Raw genomic sequence first — 16,743 nt, 5'->3', positions numbered from 1 at the left:
ATTAAATGTTGTCTCCTGAGGTTTGTGCTAGGTCTTTCGCTTCTACAAACTGAGATAAGATTTTTTCTTCAGTAGTGAGTCTCAAAAATACATCTTCTAGACTAGCACCAATTCGACGCATTTCGTGTAACTCAAATCCACCGTGAATTAATGCAGATGCTATATAATTTCCCAAATTCGATCCTGGTTCTGATAAAACACGCAGAACAGGATTCTGACATGTACTCAAGTTAGGCATGGATTCTACTAAACTTACCCCCGGTATATTTTGTAAAACTTGTTTAGCCAGGTCAACTTCCCCAGAAATAGTCAGCTCATAACCAGAACCTTGTGTTAACTTTGTCATCAGGTTTTCTGGACTGTTAGTAGCCACGATTTGACCACGGTTAATAATGGCTACTCGGTTACAGGTCATACTTACTTCCGGGAGAATGTGAGTGGAAAGAATAATGGTGTGTGTACCCGCTAAACTTTTAATCAGGTTTCGCACTTCGATAATTTGTCTGGGATCTAATCCCACCGTGGGTTCATCCAGAATAATAGCCGGGGGATCGTGAACAATGGCCTGGGCTATTCCCACTCTTTGACGAAATCCCTTGGAAAGCTTACGAATAATTACTTGACGCTTTTCTGTAATATTGCACCTGGCCATGGCAGCTTTCACTTTTGTCGGGCGATCGCCTGCTGGAATACCTTTAATTTGAGCCACGAAGTACAAAAAACCTTCCACAGTCATTTCGGGGTATAAGGGAGGTGTCTCTGGCAAATAACCGATTTTTTGGCGTACTGCTAGGGAATTATCCTGGACATCATATCCAGCAATTTTAACCGTTCCCTTACTAGGGGGGAGATAACCGGCCAAAATCCTCATGGTTGTGGTTTTACCTGCACCATTAGGACCCAAAAATCCCAGAATTTCACCGGGTTCTACTTTGAAGGTGACATCTGTGATTGCAAGGGTAGAACCATATATTTTACTCAGGTGATCAACTTCTATCATGAATTGTATACTGACAAGGTTGAAGACGGCATAATTTTTCTACTCTATTATACTCGCGGAAAAATTGTCTTATGGGGCGTTTTTATTCTCTAATTTTGATGGCAAATCCTATACTATTTATATTATATTACTACTTTTTAGGTGTTAACGTGTATTATGAAACTTGCTTCATTATATGTAAATCCTATAACCGGTAATGATAGCAATAATGGTTCACAGTTGAGTCCATTTAAAACTATCACCCGTGCCTTAAAAACTATCCCATCTCCAGGAATTATACGCTTGTCTGAGGGAAGCTATAGTACCCAAACCCGGGAGATTTTTCCCCTGGTTATCCCCCAAGGAGTCGTGCTGCTGGGTAATGAGTCTAAAAAGGGTGAAGGGATTATTATTACCGGAGGGGGTGAATATCAAAGTCCCAGTTTTGGTCTACAAAACATTACCTTGTTATTTTCCGGTAATGGAAGTATACTGGGTATAACGGTCACTAACTCTGTAAGTAAAGGAACTGGAATTTGGATTGAATCCGCAGCACCAACCTTAGCTAATAATACTTTGTGTAAATGTGGTCGGGAAGGAATATTGAGTACTGGTCAATCTAAACCGGCGATTTTGGATAATGTTTTTATACAGAATATTGCCAGCGGTTTAATGATGGCACGTTCTAGCAAGGGAGAGGTTTTGCGCAATGTGTTTGAAAATAATCCTGTGGGAATAGCTATTACGGATTTAGCCGCACCTTTGATTGCTAATAACAAGTTGGGGAAAAACCAAATCGGAATGGCAATCTCCCGCGATGCTAGTCCAGTATTGCGGGGGAATTTAATGTATCAAAATACCCAATGTGGTTTATCAATTAATGGTAATGCCATCCCTGACCTTGGCAAACCACAGGATCCTGCAGGCAATATTTTTCGGGAACAGGAAAATTTTGATGTTCAAAATAGTTCATCTCAAAGTCTAATTTCCGTAGGTAATCAACTCAATACGTCTCAGATTAAAGGATTGTTAGAACTGGTAGCAGCCACCAATGATACAATTATTCCAGTTATCAGTAGTAGCTTCTCTGACCTTTATGCACACTGGGCTACAGCTTTTATTACAGCTTTAGTAGCAAAGGGGTTTATTGGCGGTTTTCCTGATGGCACTTTTCAACCTAATACACCTATTACTCGTGCCCAATATGCGGCCTTGGTTAAGAAAACTTTTCAACTACCAGATAGTCAGAATCTAAATAGGTTTAAAGATGTTAGAACCGATTTCTGGGCTAATTCAGCTATTGCTAGTGCAGCTGATGGGGGTTTTTTAAGTGGTTTTCCTGATGGTACTTTTAGACCAGGACAAAACTTAACTAGGGTTCAAGCTATAGTATCTATTGTTAATGGCTTAAAACTCACTGGCAGCAATCCTAATGGTTTACTAATTTATGGCGATCGCGCACAAATTCCTAGTTATGCCATTAATGCAACAACCATTGCCACTCAAAAACTGCTAGTCCTGAATTATCCTCAGACAGATTTATTGGAACCCCTGAGAGAAATAACCCGTGCGGAAGTAGCAACCCTAATTTACCAAGCTTTAGTGGCTAAAGGTGAAGCAGAAGCTATAGCTTCCCCTTACATTGTCAAACCCGACAAGGAACAACCTTCTTTTTCTGATTTAGTGGGGCACTGGGCAGAAGCATATATTAGAGCATTAGTTAGCATGAATCTTACCAGTGGTTTTGCTGACGGTAGTTATCAACCAGATAAACCCATGACCAGATCTCAGTATGCAGCTTTAATAGCAGCTGCTTTCAACCCGGTAGCTAAACGACCAACTGTGGATTTTATAGACATTCCCAGTGACTTTTGGGCGGTCAAAGCTATTCAGATAGCTTCTAGTGGAGGATTTATTGCTGGATTTAGTGACCGGACTTTTCGTCCCGATCAAAACATCCAGAGAATACAAGTCATTGTCTCTCTGGTGAACGGACTGGGACTGGTTCCTAACCAGAATCACTCTTCCCTTAGTTATACGGATAAAAATGCTATCCCAGAATATGCCAAAGTGGCTGTGATCGCAGCAAGTCAACAAAATATAGTTATCAATTATCCAGATCCAAAAATACTGTCACCCACAAAGGAAGCTACCAGAGCAGAGGTAGCAGCTATGACATATCAGGCACTATTAGCTATAAAAAGGGTTAAACCCATTGCTGAGAGTTGATTTTTAATGGTTTATTCTGGGACTAACCATTAGAATATGTAACATCTATGTTATACAAAAATCGTCCTGTAGCTCACAATACCTTGAAGTAAATACAACCAGTGAAATGTTGACAGAAAGACTGACACTTATCGCCTAAAGGTTACTACCCAGAAATCATCCCTGGAAAATTAAGACCCCATGCTAACAAAATTCCCCAGTCCTTATGATGAATTAGCAGTTAACTTATTAGTCCACTATGGTTTTGACTTGAATGGACACACTGCCATTGACCTAGTTACCTACTGGGGTAAAGAATATCCCCATGATTGGTTACATATAGGAATTATAGAAGCTCTATATCAGGGACGGTATAAAGCAATCTCAGTGCAGCAAATATTGACATTTTGGCAACGAAGAGGATGCGTCTATTATCATTTCAATACGGAATTTGAACGAATGATTTGTAACAAGTTCCCACAAATTCTCAAGCAGGACTCGGGTACTGTTTTATCTGTTGGAACATCATTAAACTTGGCCCGTCCACGTAATGGAGTTAAAAAAGTGTCCTCCCACTCTGATAATTATCACTTTCAGAATAATGATTTATCGGAAGATTTATTTATGGAAACCTATCTAGCATCACCTCCCATACTACCCCAGACGAGAAATTTTCCATATAATAGTAGTGCGCCTTTAAAAGATGTAATTAATCATGAAAGCTTATCTGCACCGGAACCTTTATCAGAAGTAATACCCGTTAATATTAATCACCCTCCAATTGGTCAATTTACACCCGAAAGTACCAACAATTCGGAATTATTTACGTCTAAACTTATAGCTATGACTATCAACTAGGCAAAATTGCTTCTTAATTGATTACTGGTAGTTATATAATTAAGATAATTTGCTAGACTGTTGAAAACTGGAAAACTACTATTTTTTTATTCATATGTCCGAGGACAAATCAGACAAATTAAAATCCCACAATCGAATCGTCTACCGGGAATTTGGCAAGGATTCATCGGAAGCTCTAGAACGTCCTGTTCCCGAACTACCCCCTAACCAACAAAACATCAGGATACAAGCTACCCGCGCAGGAAGAAAAGGTAAAACAGTGACCTTAATTAGCGGATTTAAAAATAAACAAGAAAACCTTATAAGTTTGTTGAAGCAATTAAAAGCCCAATGTGGTACAGGGGGAACCTTGAAAGAAAACGAAATTGAGATTCAGGGGGATCATAAACAGAAAATTTTAGAGATTTTGTTGAAACTGGGTTACAAGGCTAAGATTAGCGGTGGTTGACCATCACTGCTGTATGAAGCCCACTTTCATGATTTTTAACGTTTTTGCTATGAGTACATAAAAAATGTAATTCCCTGAGAAGAAGAAAACTGCCAAACGGCGTTTAGGTGTTGAGTTGTAGACGAGTACAAAGAAATCCTGAGCCCTGTATGACAAATACTCGCACCCCACTAACAAAATACTAGCACCCCTACCCAAAAAAAAAGATTTAATTTTTATCACCCTGATATTTAGTGGGATGATTACATTTGAGTACATCAGTAATAAATCCAATAAATTCTATCCTAGGGACGGATAAATGGAGCATAAAAAGTGCTGCTATAAATCATTTATCGCCAATCACTTAACGCTCCTTAACAAATCAACTGCGAAAAGTGAGTGCACCATTCCACCGAACCCTTGTGAAATTCAATGACACTACCGGCCACAGGAATTCTCACTTCCTCCCCACAGGAACCTCCCACAGGTAAATCTGGTGGTTGTGGTTGCGACAGCACAACAACCTCAGAAATGGACGAAAAACTCAAAGAGCGGATTGCTAAACATCCTTGTTATAGTGAGGAAGCACATCACCATTATGCAAGAATGCATGTAGCAGTAGCTCCCGCATGCAATATTCAATGTAACTATTGTAACCGCAAATACGATTGTGCCAACGAAAGTCGTCCTGGGGTAGTCAGTGAACTGCTGACACCAGAGGAAGCTGCTCATAAGGTATTAGTAATTGCCAGTAAAATTCCCCAAATGACAGTTTTGGGAATTGCTGGACCGGGAGATCCCCTAGCCAATCCTGAAAAAACATTTCGTACCTTTGAGTTGATTGCGGATAAAGCGCCGGATATTAAGCTTTGTTTATCAACCAATGGTTTGATGCTACCGGAATATATTGAACGCATCAAACAGTTAAATATAGATCACGTAACTATTACCTTGAACACCATTGACCCAGAAATAGGTGCCAAAATTTATTCCTGGGTTCACTATAAGCGGAAGCGTTATAAAGGTGTGGAAGGTGCGAGAATTTTGCTAGAGAAGCAAATGGAAGGATTGCAGGCTTTAAAAGAAGCTGATATTTTATGTAAAGTTAATTCCGTGATGATTCCTGGAATTAATGATCAACATCTAGTAGAAGTTAACAAAGTAATTAGAGAAAAAGGTGCATTCCTGCATAACATTATGCCCCTGATTTCTGCTCCAGAACATGGTACATATTTTGGGTTAAACGGTCAACCAGGTCCGACTAATAAAGAACTCAAGGAAGTGCAAGATCAATGTTCTGGCAACATGAAAATGATGCGTCACTGTCGTCAGTGTCGAGCAGATGCGGTGGGACTATTAGGAGAAGATCGCAGCCAAGAATTTACCAAAGAGAAATTATTGGAAATGTCTCCAGAATACGATCTAGAAAAACGTCAACAAGTGCAAGAAGGTATTGAGAAATTCAGAGAAGAACTGAAACTGGCAAGACAAAAAGTTACTGTTGGTAAAAAAATACCCAATCAGCTAAAAATTCTGGTAGCTGTAGCAACTAAAGGCGGTGGGTTAGTTAATCAACACTTTGGACATGCTAAGGAATTTCAGGTCTACGAGGTGGATGGAAATGAAGTTCGTTATGTAAGTCACCGCAGAATTGATCAATATTGTCAGGGTGGATACGGTGAAGAAGCAACAGCTGAAAATATAATTAAAGCAATTGCTGATTGCCAAGCAGTTTTAGTTGCTAAAATTGGCAACTGTCCAAAAGAGAAATTGCATGCAGCGGGTATACAGACTGTGGAATCATACGATTTAATTGAGAAAGTTGCCCTAGAATTTTACGAACAGTATCTAAGGGCTAATTTATAGCCCTAGCCAAACCAGAACGCCTATCCAGCAATTTAGCCATCAACTCTTTTCCTAGGCGTTCTGGAAAAAGCTATATGTTAGAGCCCAAAATCTCCAAGGAGAAATAATCATGGCTTACACTATTACTAGCCAGTGCATTTCCTGCAATCTTTGTGTATCTGCATGTCCAAATGGTGCAATTGAAAAAGTTGAAGGTAAGCACATTATTGATGCCCAACGATGTACAAACTGCGCCAACACAATTTACACTGTACCTCAATGTAAAGCAGTTTGTCCTACAGCTAGTGGGTGTGTAGAACAACCGAAAGGTTATTGGGAAATTTGGTTTTCTACCTACAATCGTATCATAGCTAAACTGACAAACAAACAGGACTATTGGGAATGTTGGTATAACACCTATTCCCAGAAGTTAGGGGAGCAATTAAAGAAGCATCAAATTGTAGCTTAGGTACTCGATGGTAATTGGTAGATAGTAAAATACCCAAGCTATACATTTTCTATTTGCCGTTACCATTTATTAGCCATAAACAATAAATCATAAGTAATGAGTGAAATGTTGAAAAATTGTATCTATCTGGATAATAATGCAACTACTAAGGTAGATCCTCAGGTTTTGGAAGCCATGCTACCTTATTTAACAGACTACTATGCAAATCCTTCTAGTATGCATAGTTTCGGGGGTCAACTGGCTAAAAATGTGAAAATAGCTAGAGAAAATGTTGCAGCTTTATTGGGATCTCAAGAGTCAGAAATCATCTTCACAAGTTGTGGAACTGAAGGTGATAATGCTGCTATTAAAGCAGCTTTGTTATCTCAACCAGATAAGCGCCATATCATCACTTCCCAAGTAGAACACCCAGCGGTTTTGAATGTTTGTAAACAATTGGAAACCCAAGGTTATGAAGTTACTTATTTGTCTGTTAATAGTCAAGGACAAATAGACTTGAATGAATTAGAGGCATCCCTAACTGGAAACACTGCTTTGGTGACTATTATGTATGCCAATAATGAAACCGGCACTATATTTCCAATTGAAGAAATTGGTGCTAGAGTAAAAGAGTATGGAGCCATATTTCATGTTGATGCAGTACAAGCGGTAGGAAAATTACCCTTGAATATGAAGACTAGTACAATTGATATGTTAACTATGTCTGGTCATAAAATTCATGCTCCTAAGGGTATTGGTGCTTTGTATGTAAAACGTGGTGTGAGATTTCGTCCCTTTTTAATTGGTGGACACCAAGAAAGGGGAAGAAGAGCAGGGACAGAAAATGTTCCAGGAATTATTGGTTTAGGAAAGGCTGCTCAATTGGAATTATTGCACTTGGAAGAGGTAACTAAAAGAGAAAGAAAACTACGGGATAATTTGGAACAAAGTTTATTAACTAAAATTCCTGATTGTGCAGTTAATGGTGATATTAATCATCGTTTGCCTAATACTTCTAATATTGGTTTTAAGTATATTGAAGGTGAGGCCATACTGCTGCTTTTAAATAAGCATGGTATTTGTGCCTCCTCCGGTTCTGCTTGCACTTCTGGGTCTCTAGAACCATCTCATGTTTTAAGAGCTATGGGTTTACCTTATACTACCTTACATGGTTCAATTCGTTTTAGTCTTTCTCGCTATACTACCCAAGAGGAAATAGATCAGGTAGTAGCTGTCATGCCAGAAATTGTGGAAAAACTCCGCAGCTTATCTCCCTTCAAAAATGATGAAGCACAATGGTTACAACAGCAATCCTTAGTAAGTAGTAAGTAGTCATTGGTAAATCCACAAATTCCTAATCTAACACTCTAATCAACAATTATGTGGGACTATACAGACAAAGTATTAGAATTGTTTTACGAACCGAAAAACCAGGGGACAATAGAAGATAACAGGGAACCTGGAGTTAAGATAGCTACTGGTGAAGTGGGAAGTATTGCATGTGGTGATGCTTTAAGATTGCATTTGAAAGTTGAAGAAGCTACGGATAAAATTCTCGATGCTCGTTTTCAAACTTTTGGTTGTACCAGTGCCATTGCTTCTTCTAGTGCGTTAACCGAAATGGTGAAAGGTCTCACCTTAGATGAAGCTTTAAGAGTAACCAATAAGGAAATAGCAGCATATTTGGGTGGATTACCTGAAGCTAAAATGCACTGTTCAGTCATGGGACAAGAAGCCTTAGAAGCAGCTATTTATAATTATCGAGGTATTCCACTAGCATCCCATGAGGACGATGATGAAGGTGTCCTAATTTGTAGTTGTTTTGGCATCACAGATGCTAAGATAAAAAAAGCAGTAAGACAAAACAATCTGTTCAGCGCCGAACAGGTTACAAATTATGTAAAAGCTGGTGGTGGATGCGGTTCTTGTTTAGCAAAAATTGATGATATAATTAAACAAGTACAACAGGATTTTGCTCTAGAAATAGGCTCTGGAAATGGTACAGTAAGTCACAAACAATTTTCCGCTTTAGGTGATAATTTAAGAGAGCAGTTAGAGCAACAAAAACCACTAACTAATGTACAGAAAATTGCTCTGATTCAAAAAGTATTAGATGAAGAGGTCCGACCTGTTTTAATTGCCGACGGGGGAGACGTAGAATTGTATGACATAGAAGGTAATAAGGTCAAAGTCATTCTTAAAGGCGCCTGTGGTTCATGTTCTAGCAGTACCGCTACATTAAAGATAGCCATTGAATCAAGATTACGAGAGCGCGTCAACAAGGAAATTATCGTCGAAGCAGTTTAGTTTTGCTGCCAAATACTTACATTCTAATAAATATTATGAAAAACAGAACAGCACTATGTCTAGTAGAGCGTTCGCCACCATTAAACCGCGACGTTCTATACACGCTCACTGCCGTAGATACAAGGCGTGAGAAATCGACACACAAAAGACCGGTAAACCACTCAGACTAGGAACTAGGAAAAATGAGCGACGAAAGAATTAGACAGATAGCATTCTACGGCAAAGGCGGTATTGGTAAATCTACCACCTCTCAAAACACTCTAGCAGCTATGGCTGAAATGGGCCAACGCATTCTAATTGTGGGTTGCGACCCCAAAGCTGACTCTACCCGTTTGATGCTGCACTCTAAAGCTCAAACTACCGTATTGCACTTGGCTGCTGAGAAAGGTGCTGTAGAAGACCTGGAATTGGAAGAAGTAATGCTGGCCGGATTCCGTGGTGTTAAATGCGTGGAATCTGGTGGTCCAGAACCCGGTGTAGGTTGTGCTGGTCGTGGTATTATCACTGCCATTAACTTTTTAGAAGAAAATGGTGCTTACCAAGATTTAGACTTCGTTTCCTACGACGTATTGGGTGACGTTGTATGTGGTGGTTTCGCTATGCCCATTCGTGAAGGTAAAGCACAAGAAATCTACATCGTTACCTCCGGTGAAATGATGGCGATGTACGCTGCAAACAACATCGCTCGTGGTATTTTGAAATATGCTCACTCCGGTGGTGTGCGTTTAGGTGGTTTAATCTGTAATAGCCGTAAGGTTGACCGTGAAGCTGAATTGATTGAAAACTTAGCTGAACGTTTAAACACCCAAATGATTCACTTCGTACCTCGTGATAACATTGTTCAACACGCGGAGTTGCGTCGTATGACAGTTAACGAGTATGCACCTGATAGTAACCAGGCTCATGAATACCGTGCATTGGGTCAAAAGATCATCAATAACACCAAGCTAACTATTCCTACCCCCATGGAAATGGATGAGTTAGAAGCTCTGTTGATTGAGTATGGTATTCTTGATGATGACAGCAAAAACGCTGAAGTAATTGGCAAGCCTGCTTCTGCAAGCAAGTAGTATTTATTGATTGAGAAATGGGAAAAAGGAATGCTCTACATTAATTTCCTTTTTACCTTTCTTTGGCAAATTTGGGGATTCCCCTACCTAAACAATACTAGAAAGAGCAAACAGACATGACACCTCAAGACAACAAGAAGATTGTTGAAGAAAGAAAAGAACTGATTAAAGAAGTTCTCCAAGCTTACCCTGAAAAAGCTGCTAAGAAGCGTGAGAAGCATCTGAATGTACACGAAGAAGGTAAAACAGATTGTGGTGTTAAATCTAACATCAAATCTTTACCTGGTGTAATGACCGCCCGTGGTTGTGCTTATGCAGGTTCCAAGGGTGTGGTTTGGGGTCCTATTAAGGACATGATTCATATCAGCCATGGTCCTGTAGGTTGTGGTTACTGGTCTTGGTCTGGTCGTCGTAACTATTATTTAGGTACTACAGGTGTTGATACCTTTGGTACTATGCACTTCACTTCTGATTTCCAAGAACGGGACATTGTGTTTGGTGGAGACAAGAAGTTATTGAAGTTGATTCAAGAGTTGGAAGAATTGTTCCCCCTCAACCGTGGTGTTTCTGTCCAATCTGAATGTCCTATTGGTTTGATTGGAGATGATATCGAAGCGGTTTCTAAGACAGCTGCTAAGGAACTGGGTAAACCAGTGGTTCCTGTCCGTTGCGAAGGTTTCCGTGGGGTATCTCAGTCTTTGGGACACCACATCGCTAACGACCAAATCCGTGACTGGGTATTCCCCAGAGCAGATCAAGCTAAAAAAGACGGTAGTCTCAAGTTTGAATCTACCCCCTATGACGTAGCAATTATTGGTGATTATAACATCGGTGGCGACGCTTGGGCTAGCCGTATTCTTTTAGAAGAACTTGGTTTACGTGTTGTTGCTCAGTGGTCTGGTGACGGTACTATTAATGAAATGTTGTTGACTCCTAATGTGAAGATCAACCTCATTCACTGTTATCGTTCTATGAACTATATCAGTCGTCACATGGAAGAAGCTTATGGTATTCCTTGGATGGAGTATAATTTCTTCGGACCTACCAAGATTGCTGAATCTTTAAGAGCGATCGCAGCCAGATTTGACTCTAAGATTCAAGAAAATGCTGAAAAGGTAATTGCTAAGTATCAGCCTTCCATCGATGCGATTATTGCTAAATACGGTCCTCGCTTGGAAGGTAAAACCGTAGCCATGATGGTTGGTGGTTTACGTCCTCGTCACGTCGTACCTGCATTCAACGATTTGGGCATGAAGTTAGTTGGTACAGGTTACGAGTTTGCTCACAGTGACGACTATAAACGTACCACTCACTATATTGACAATGGCACAATCGTTTATGACGACGTAACCGCCTTTGAATTTGAAGAATTCATCAAAGCTCTGAAGCCAGATTTAATTGCTTCTGGCGTAAAAGAGAAGTACGTATTCCAAAAGATGGGTCTTCCTTTCCGTCAAATGCACTCTTGGGATTATTCTGGTCCTTACCACGGTTACGACGGGTTTGCCATTTTCGCTCGTGACATGGATTTGGCACTCAACAGTCCAACTTGGGGATTAATCGGTGCTCCCTGGAACAAATCTGCCAAGAAAGCTTTAAGAAAAGCTACAGCAGCAGTCTAAGCAAAGAAAATATCAGGGTAAATTGCCCCCATAAATACTAAACAGTATCCTATAAGCACTGACCAATATAAGTGAAAATATGGGCAAAGTGGGGGTGAGAAATTCAAGATTCAAAATTAAAAGTTCTCAAGTTTGAATTTTCCATTCTGAATTTTGGGCAACATTTCTGACCCCCTACTTAAAAAGGGGCAATTAACTGATATCGCCACAGAAACACAACATATACAGCAATCTTGGAGAACTAGAAATGCCTCAGAATCCGGAAAAAATCAAGGATCACGTTGAACTATTCCACCAACCAGAATACCAACAACTGTTCCAAAACAAGAAAGAATTTGAAAATGGTCACACCCCTGAAGAAGTTCAACGGGTTGCAGAATGGACAAAGACCTGGGAATATCGTGAAAAGAACTTCGCTCGTGAAGCTTTAACCATTAACCCTGCTAAAGGTTGCCAACCTTTGGGTGCTATGTTCGCTGCGGTGGGTTTTGAAGGCACTCTTCCCTTCGTTCAAGGTTCTCAAGGTTGCGTTGCTTATTTCCGTACACACTTAACCCGTCACTATAAAGAACCATTTTCTGGCGTTTCTTCTTCCATGACTGAAGACGCTGCGGTTTTCGGTGGTCTGCAAAACATGATTGATGGTTTAGCAAATGCATACACACTTTACAAACCTAAAATGATTGCAGTTTGCACCACCTGTATGGCGGAAGTTATCGGTGATGACCTGGGTGCATTTATCACCAATGCTAAGAATGCTGGTTCTGTACCCCAGGATTTACCCGTACCTTTTGCACACACACCTAGTTTTGTAGGATCCCACATCACCGGTTATGACAACATGATGAAGGGTATTCTTTCTAACCTAACAGCAGGTAAAAAGAAAGCCACCAGTAATGGTAAAATCAACTTCATCCCCGGTTTCGACACTTATGTAGAAAACAACCGTGAAGTGAAGCGTATAGCTGACCTAATGGGTATTAACTACACCCTGTTATCTGACAACAGTGATTATGTTGACTCACCTAACGATGGTGAATTTAACATGTACCCAGGTGGCACAAAACTAGAAGACGCAGCGGACTCCATCAACGCTAAAGCTACTGTTGCTCTCCAAGCTTACTCCACCAGCAAAACCCGCGACTACATCGCTAAGGAATGGGGTCAAAAAGTTGAAGTTTCTCGTCCTTGGGGTATTAAGGGTACAGACGAATTCTTGATGAAACTCAGCGAGTTAACTGGTAAAGCAATTCCTGCTGAATTAGAAGTAGAACGTGGTCGTGCAGTTGACGCTATGACTGACTCCCATGCGTGGGTACATGGTAAGCGTTTTGCTATCTACGGTGATCCTGACTTAGTGTATAGTGTTGTTGGGTTCATGCTAGAAATGGGTGCTGAACCTGTACACATTTTGGTTCACAACACTAATGAAGTATTTGAGAAAGAATTGAGAGGTCTTCTAGATTCTAGTGAATTCGGTAAAGAAGCTAAAATCTGGGGTGGTAAGGACTTATGGCACTTACGTTCCCTATTGTTTACTGAACCCGTAGACCTATTAATTGGTAACTCCTACGGTAAGTATTTGTGGCGTGATTGTGGTGTACCTTTAGTTAGAATTGGTTATCCCATCATGGATCGTCACCACTACCACCGTTATGCAACCGTTGGTTACAAGGGTGTTATTAACTTGTTGAGCTGGATTGTTAACACTATCTTTGAAGAAATTGACCGCAATACCAATGTTCCTGGTAAGACAGATATTTCTTACGACTTAATTCGCTAGACAAATAACGGTTAAGTAGGGAGGCACAATTATTTGTAGGATGGGTTAGTGGTAGGGTAACCCATGGGGGCGTTGGGTTTCGTTCCTCAACCCAACCTACGTTCATGTTTAATTCCACCCACCTACTTAGTTGTCAAGCATCATCTTGAGGCCACTAATCCCTAAGTTAGTATCGGATGGGGATTGGGTATTAACCCAATTCCCTATTTCAATGAATCACCTGGTATTAAACCAACGGAAAAATTCTCCAGTACCGAAATTATCAAGAATTGCTGTTATAAAAATTCAGTTACGGATAAATAGATATCTTTTTTTGAGAATTGAAATGTGTGAATCTAATGTGAAGAGGAATTTTGCAGTAAGTCTATAGATATTTCCAACCTTGAAGTTTTGGAAAGTAACTGAATTATAAAAACTGTCAAGACCAGACATAAAGCGAGACATCAATATGAAAATGACCCAAGGCAAAATTAACGAACTGCTGAATGAATCAGGGTGTGAACATAATCAAAAAAAGCAAGCACAAAAGAAAAATAAATCCTGCACCCAACAAGCTCAACCCGGTGCTGCTCAAGGTGGTTGTGCTTTTGATGGTGCAATGATAGCCTTAGTGCCCATCACTGATGCAGCACATTTAGTCCATGGTCCAATTGCGTGCGCGGGAAATTCCTGGGGGAGTCGAGGTAGTTTGTCTTCTGGACCAATGCTGTATAAGACCGGTTTCACCACTGACTTAACAGAAAATGATGTAATTTTTGGAGGTGAGAAAAAATTATATCAAGCCATTCTAGAAATTCACAAACGTTATCAACCATCAGCTGTATTTGTTTACGCTACCTGTGTAACTGCTTTGATTGGCGATGATATGGAAGCAGTATGTAAAGTAGCAGCTGAAAAAATTGGCATTCCAGTGATTCCCGTAATTTCTCCTGGATTTATTGGCAGTAAAAATTTGGGAAATCGATTTGCAGGTGAATCTTTATTGGAATATGTGGTGGGAACTGGTGAACCAGAACATACCACACCATATGATATTAATTTGATTGGTGAGTACAATATTGCGGGAGAAATGTGGGGTGTTTTGCCCTTATTTGAGAAATTGGGGATTCGAGTCCTTGCCAAAATTACTGGTGATGCTCGTTATCAAGAAATTACATACGCTCATCGAGCTAAGTTAAATGTGATGATCTGCTCGCGGGCATTATTAAATATGGCGCGGAAAATGGAGGAACGCTATGGTATTCCCTATATTGAAGAGTCATTTTATGGGATAGATGATATTAATCATTGTCTAATAAATGTGGCGGCTAAATTAGGAGATGGGGAATTACAAGCACGGACTAAGAAATTAATTGCTGAAGAAACTGCTGCTTTAGATATTGCTCTAGCACCTTATAGAGAAAGACTAAAGGGTAAACGAGTGGTACTATATACTGGGGGAGTAAAAAGTTGGTCAATTATTTCTGCTGCTAAAGATTTAGGGATAGAAGTAGTGGCAACAAGTACTAGAAAAAGTACGGAAGAGGATAAGGCTAAAATCAAGAAATTACTAGGCAATGATGGCATTATGTTAGAAAAAGGTAATGCCCAGGAATTATTAAAATTAGTGAGGGATACAAAAGCCGATATGTTAATAGCTGGTGGCAGAAATCAGTACACAGCATTAAAAGCAAGAATTCCCTTTTTAGATATTAATCAAGAGCGTCATCATCCCTATGCTGGTTATATGGGAATGGTGGAAATGGCCAGAGAATTGTACGAAGCTTTATATAGTCCCATCTGGGAACAAATTCGCAAACCAGCACCATGGGATAATGGGGAAACATTTTAATTATTAAAGATTACATTTATGGCAATAGTCACTATTCCTAATAAACCAGTTTCGGTTAATCCCCTAAAACAAAGTCAAGCCTTGGGAGCTGCTTTGGCTTTTCTGGGATTGAAAGGAACAATGCCTTTATTTCATGGTTCCCAAGGTTGTACAGCTTTTGCTAAGGTTGTATTAGTACGACATTTTCGGGAAGCAATTCCCTTAGCTACCACAGCTATGACAGAAGTCACCACCATTTTGGGGGGAGAGGAAAATGTGGAACAAGCAATTTTAACTCTGGTGGAAAAAGCTAAACCGGAAATTATTGGATTATGTACCACTGGATTAACAGAAACTAGGGGGGATGATATTGAACGTTTTTTGAAGGAAATTAGAAAACGTCATCCTGAATTAGACCATTTACCAATTATTTTTGCCCCTACTCCTGATTTTAAAGGTGCATTACAAGATGGTTTTGCAGTTGCTGTGGAAAGTATTGTCCAGCAAATACCTAAAGCTGGAGGGGTAAAAACAGAGCAAATTACCATTTTGGCCGGTTCTGCTTTTACTCCTGGGGACATTCAAGAAATTGAAGAAATGGTCAAATCCTTTGGATTAGAACCTATTTTTGTACCCAATTTAGGTGCTTCTCTAGACGGTCATCTGGAAGATGATTATCGTGCGGTAACAGTGAGTGGGACTACTCTCCCAGAACTGCGTGCTGTGGGTAGTTCAGCTTTTACTATTGCATTGGGTGAAAGTATGCGCGGGGCAGCAAAAATTCTTCAAGAAAGATTTAATACCGATTATGAGGTCTTTCGAGATTTAACAGGTTTAGAACCGGTGGATGAATTTTTGCAAGCTTTGTCGGTATTAAGTGGAAATCCGGTTCCGGAAAAATATAGTCGTCAACGTCGTCAATTACAAGATGGGATGTTAGACACTCATTTTTATTTAGGTGCCAAACGAATTTCTTTAGCATTAGAGCCAGATTTAATGTGGTCTATGATTAGGTTTTTACAGTCTATGGGTGCTTGTATTCATGGAGCTGTGAGCACCACTAAATCCCCCTTATTAGATATTTTACCCATTAAAAGTGTCACCATTGGGGATTTGGAAGATTTGGCAGATATAGCAGTTGGATCTGATTTATTGATTGGCAACTCTAATGTAAATACCATTGCCAAACGTCTGAGTATTCCCCTTTATCGTTTAGGAATACCAATTTATGACAGATTGGGAAATGGATTATTTACCAAGGTTGGTTATCGAGGAACTATGGAAGTTCTGTTTGCCATTGGCAACCTGTTTATAGAACATGAAGAGTCATTAATGATGCAACAATGGCAACATGTAATGAATAGGGGATAAATCAAATTCTCAAGT

General features: G+C 40.0%; 13 protein-coding genes. 12 read left to right on the top strand and 1 reads right to left on the bottom strand.

Annotation, left to right across the window (positions count from 1 at the left end):
- Nucleotide 1: 1 nt before the first annotated feature.
- Nucleotides 2–1,000 (bottom strand): ABC transporter ATP-binding protein, encoded by a 999-nt coding sequence (locus C6N34_RS11615; protein WP_115538749.1) that lies wholly within the window; start codon nucleotides 998–1,000, stop codon nucleotides 2–4.
- Nucleotides 1,001–1,156: 156 nt separating this feature from the next.
- On the opposite strand from C6N34_RS11615, the gene C6N34_RS11610 reads away from it, so the two are divergent.
- From C6N34_RS11610 to nifN, 12 genes are all read left to right on the top strand, one after another.
- Nucleotides 1,157–3,208, top strand: coding sequence for an S-layer homology domain-containing protein (locus C6N34_RS11610; RefSeq protein WP_115538750.1), 2,052 nt, complete (start codon nucleotides 1,157–1,159; stop codon nucleotides 3,206–3,208).
- Between the two features lie 180 nt (nucleotides 3,209–3,388).
- On the top strand, nucleotides 3,389–4,045 hold the full coding sequence (locus C6N34_RS11605; RefSeq protein ID WP_057177535.1) for a hypothetical protein: 657 nt from the start codon (nucleotides 3,389–3,391) through the stop codon (nucleotides 4,043–4,045).
- Nucleotides 4,046–4,139: 94 nt separating this feature from the next.
- A complete protein-coding gene (locus tag C6N34_RS11600) occupies nucleotides 4,140–4,493 on the top strand; it encodes a translation initiation factor (protein WP_115538751.1) in 354 nt (117 codons plus the stop codon).
- Between the two features lie 411 nt (nucleotides 4,494–4,904).
- Nucleotides 4,905–6,338 carry a nitrogenase cofactor biosynthesis protein NifB gene (gene nifB / locus C6N34_RS11595; RefSeq protein ID WP_006278582.1) on the top strand — a complete coding sequence of 478 codons (1,434 nt, stop codon included), beginning with the start codon at nucleotides 4,905–4,907 and terminating at the stop codon, nucleotides 6,336–6,338.
- A gap of 109 nt (nucleotides 6,339–6,447) precedes the next feature.
- The gene (locus tag C6N34_RS11590; protein ID WP_115538752.1) at nucleotides 6,448–6,786 is read left to right on the top strand and encodes a 4Fe-4S binding protein; all 339 of its coding nucleotides are present in this window, start codon (nucleotides 6,448–6,450) and stop codon (nucleotides 6,784–6,786) included.
- Between the two features lie 105 nt (nucleotides 6,787–6,891).
- Nucleotides 6,892–8,097, top strand: coding sequence for a cysteine desulfurase NifS (nifS, locus tag C6N34_RS11585; protein WP_040009945.1), 1,206 nt, complete (start codon nucleotides 6,892–6,894; stop codon nucleotides 8,095–8,097).
- A gap of 48 nt (nucleotides 8,098–8,145) precedes the next feature.
- Nucleotides 8,146–9,072, top strand: a complete 927-nt coding sequence (gene nifU, locus C6N34_RS11580; protein WP_006278579.1) for a Fe-S cluster assembly protein NifU — start codon at nucleotides 8,146–8,148, stop codon at nucleotides 9,070–9,072.
- Nucleotides 9,073–9,254: 182 nt separating this feature from the next.
- Entirely contained in the window at nucleotides 9,255–10,142 is an 888-nt protein-coding gene (gene nifH, locus C6N34_RS11575; protein WP_057177533.1) for a nitrogenase iron protein, read from the top strand.
- Between the two features lie 116 nt (nucleotides 10,143–10,258).
- Nucleotides 10,259–11,764, top strand: a complete 1,506-nt coding sequence (nifD, locus tag C6N34_RS11570) for a nitrogenase molybdenum-iron protein alpha chain (protein WP_115538753.1) — start codon at nucleotides 10,259–10,261, stop codon at nucleotides 11,762–11,764.
- 247 nt (nucleotides 11,765–12,011) lie between these two features.
- Nucleotides 12,012–13,547, top strand: coding sequence for a nitrogenase molybdenum-iron protein subunit beta (gene nifK, locus C6N34_RS11565; protein ID WP_006278576.1), 1,536 nt, complete (start codon nucleotides 12,012–12,014; stop codon nucleotides 13,545–13,547).
- A gap of 448 nt (nucleotides 13,548–13,995) precedes the next feature.
- The gene (nifE, locus tag C6N34_RS11560; RefSeq protein WP_057177531.1) at nucleotides 13,996–15,378 is read left to right on the top strand and encodes a nitrogenase iron-molybdenum cofactor biosynthesis protein NifE; all 1,383 of its coding nucleotides are present in this window, start codon (nucleotides 13,996–13,998) and stop codon (nucleotides 15,376–15,378) included.
- A gap of 18 nt (nucleotides 15,379–15,396) precedes the next feature.
- Nucleotides 15,397–16,728, top strand: coding sequence for a nitrogenase iron-molybdenum cofactor biosynthesis protein NifN (gene nifN / locus C6N34_RS11555; RefSeq protein ID WP_057177530.1), 1,332 nt, complete (start codon nucleotides 15,397–15,399; stop codon nucleotides 16,726–16,728).
- The last annotated feature ends 15 nt before the right edge of the window (nucleotides 16,729–16,743 follow it).

It is taken from the genome of Cylindrospermopsis raciborskii Cr2010, from assembly GCF_003367075.2.
Classification (GTDB): domain Bacteria; phylum Cyanobacteriota; class Cyanobacteriia; order Cyanobacteriales; family Nostocaceae; genus Raphidiopsis; species Raphidiopsis raciborskii.
Note: the sequence above shows the minus strand (reverse complement) of the source record. Positions and strands in the feature narration are given on the sequence as shown.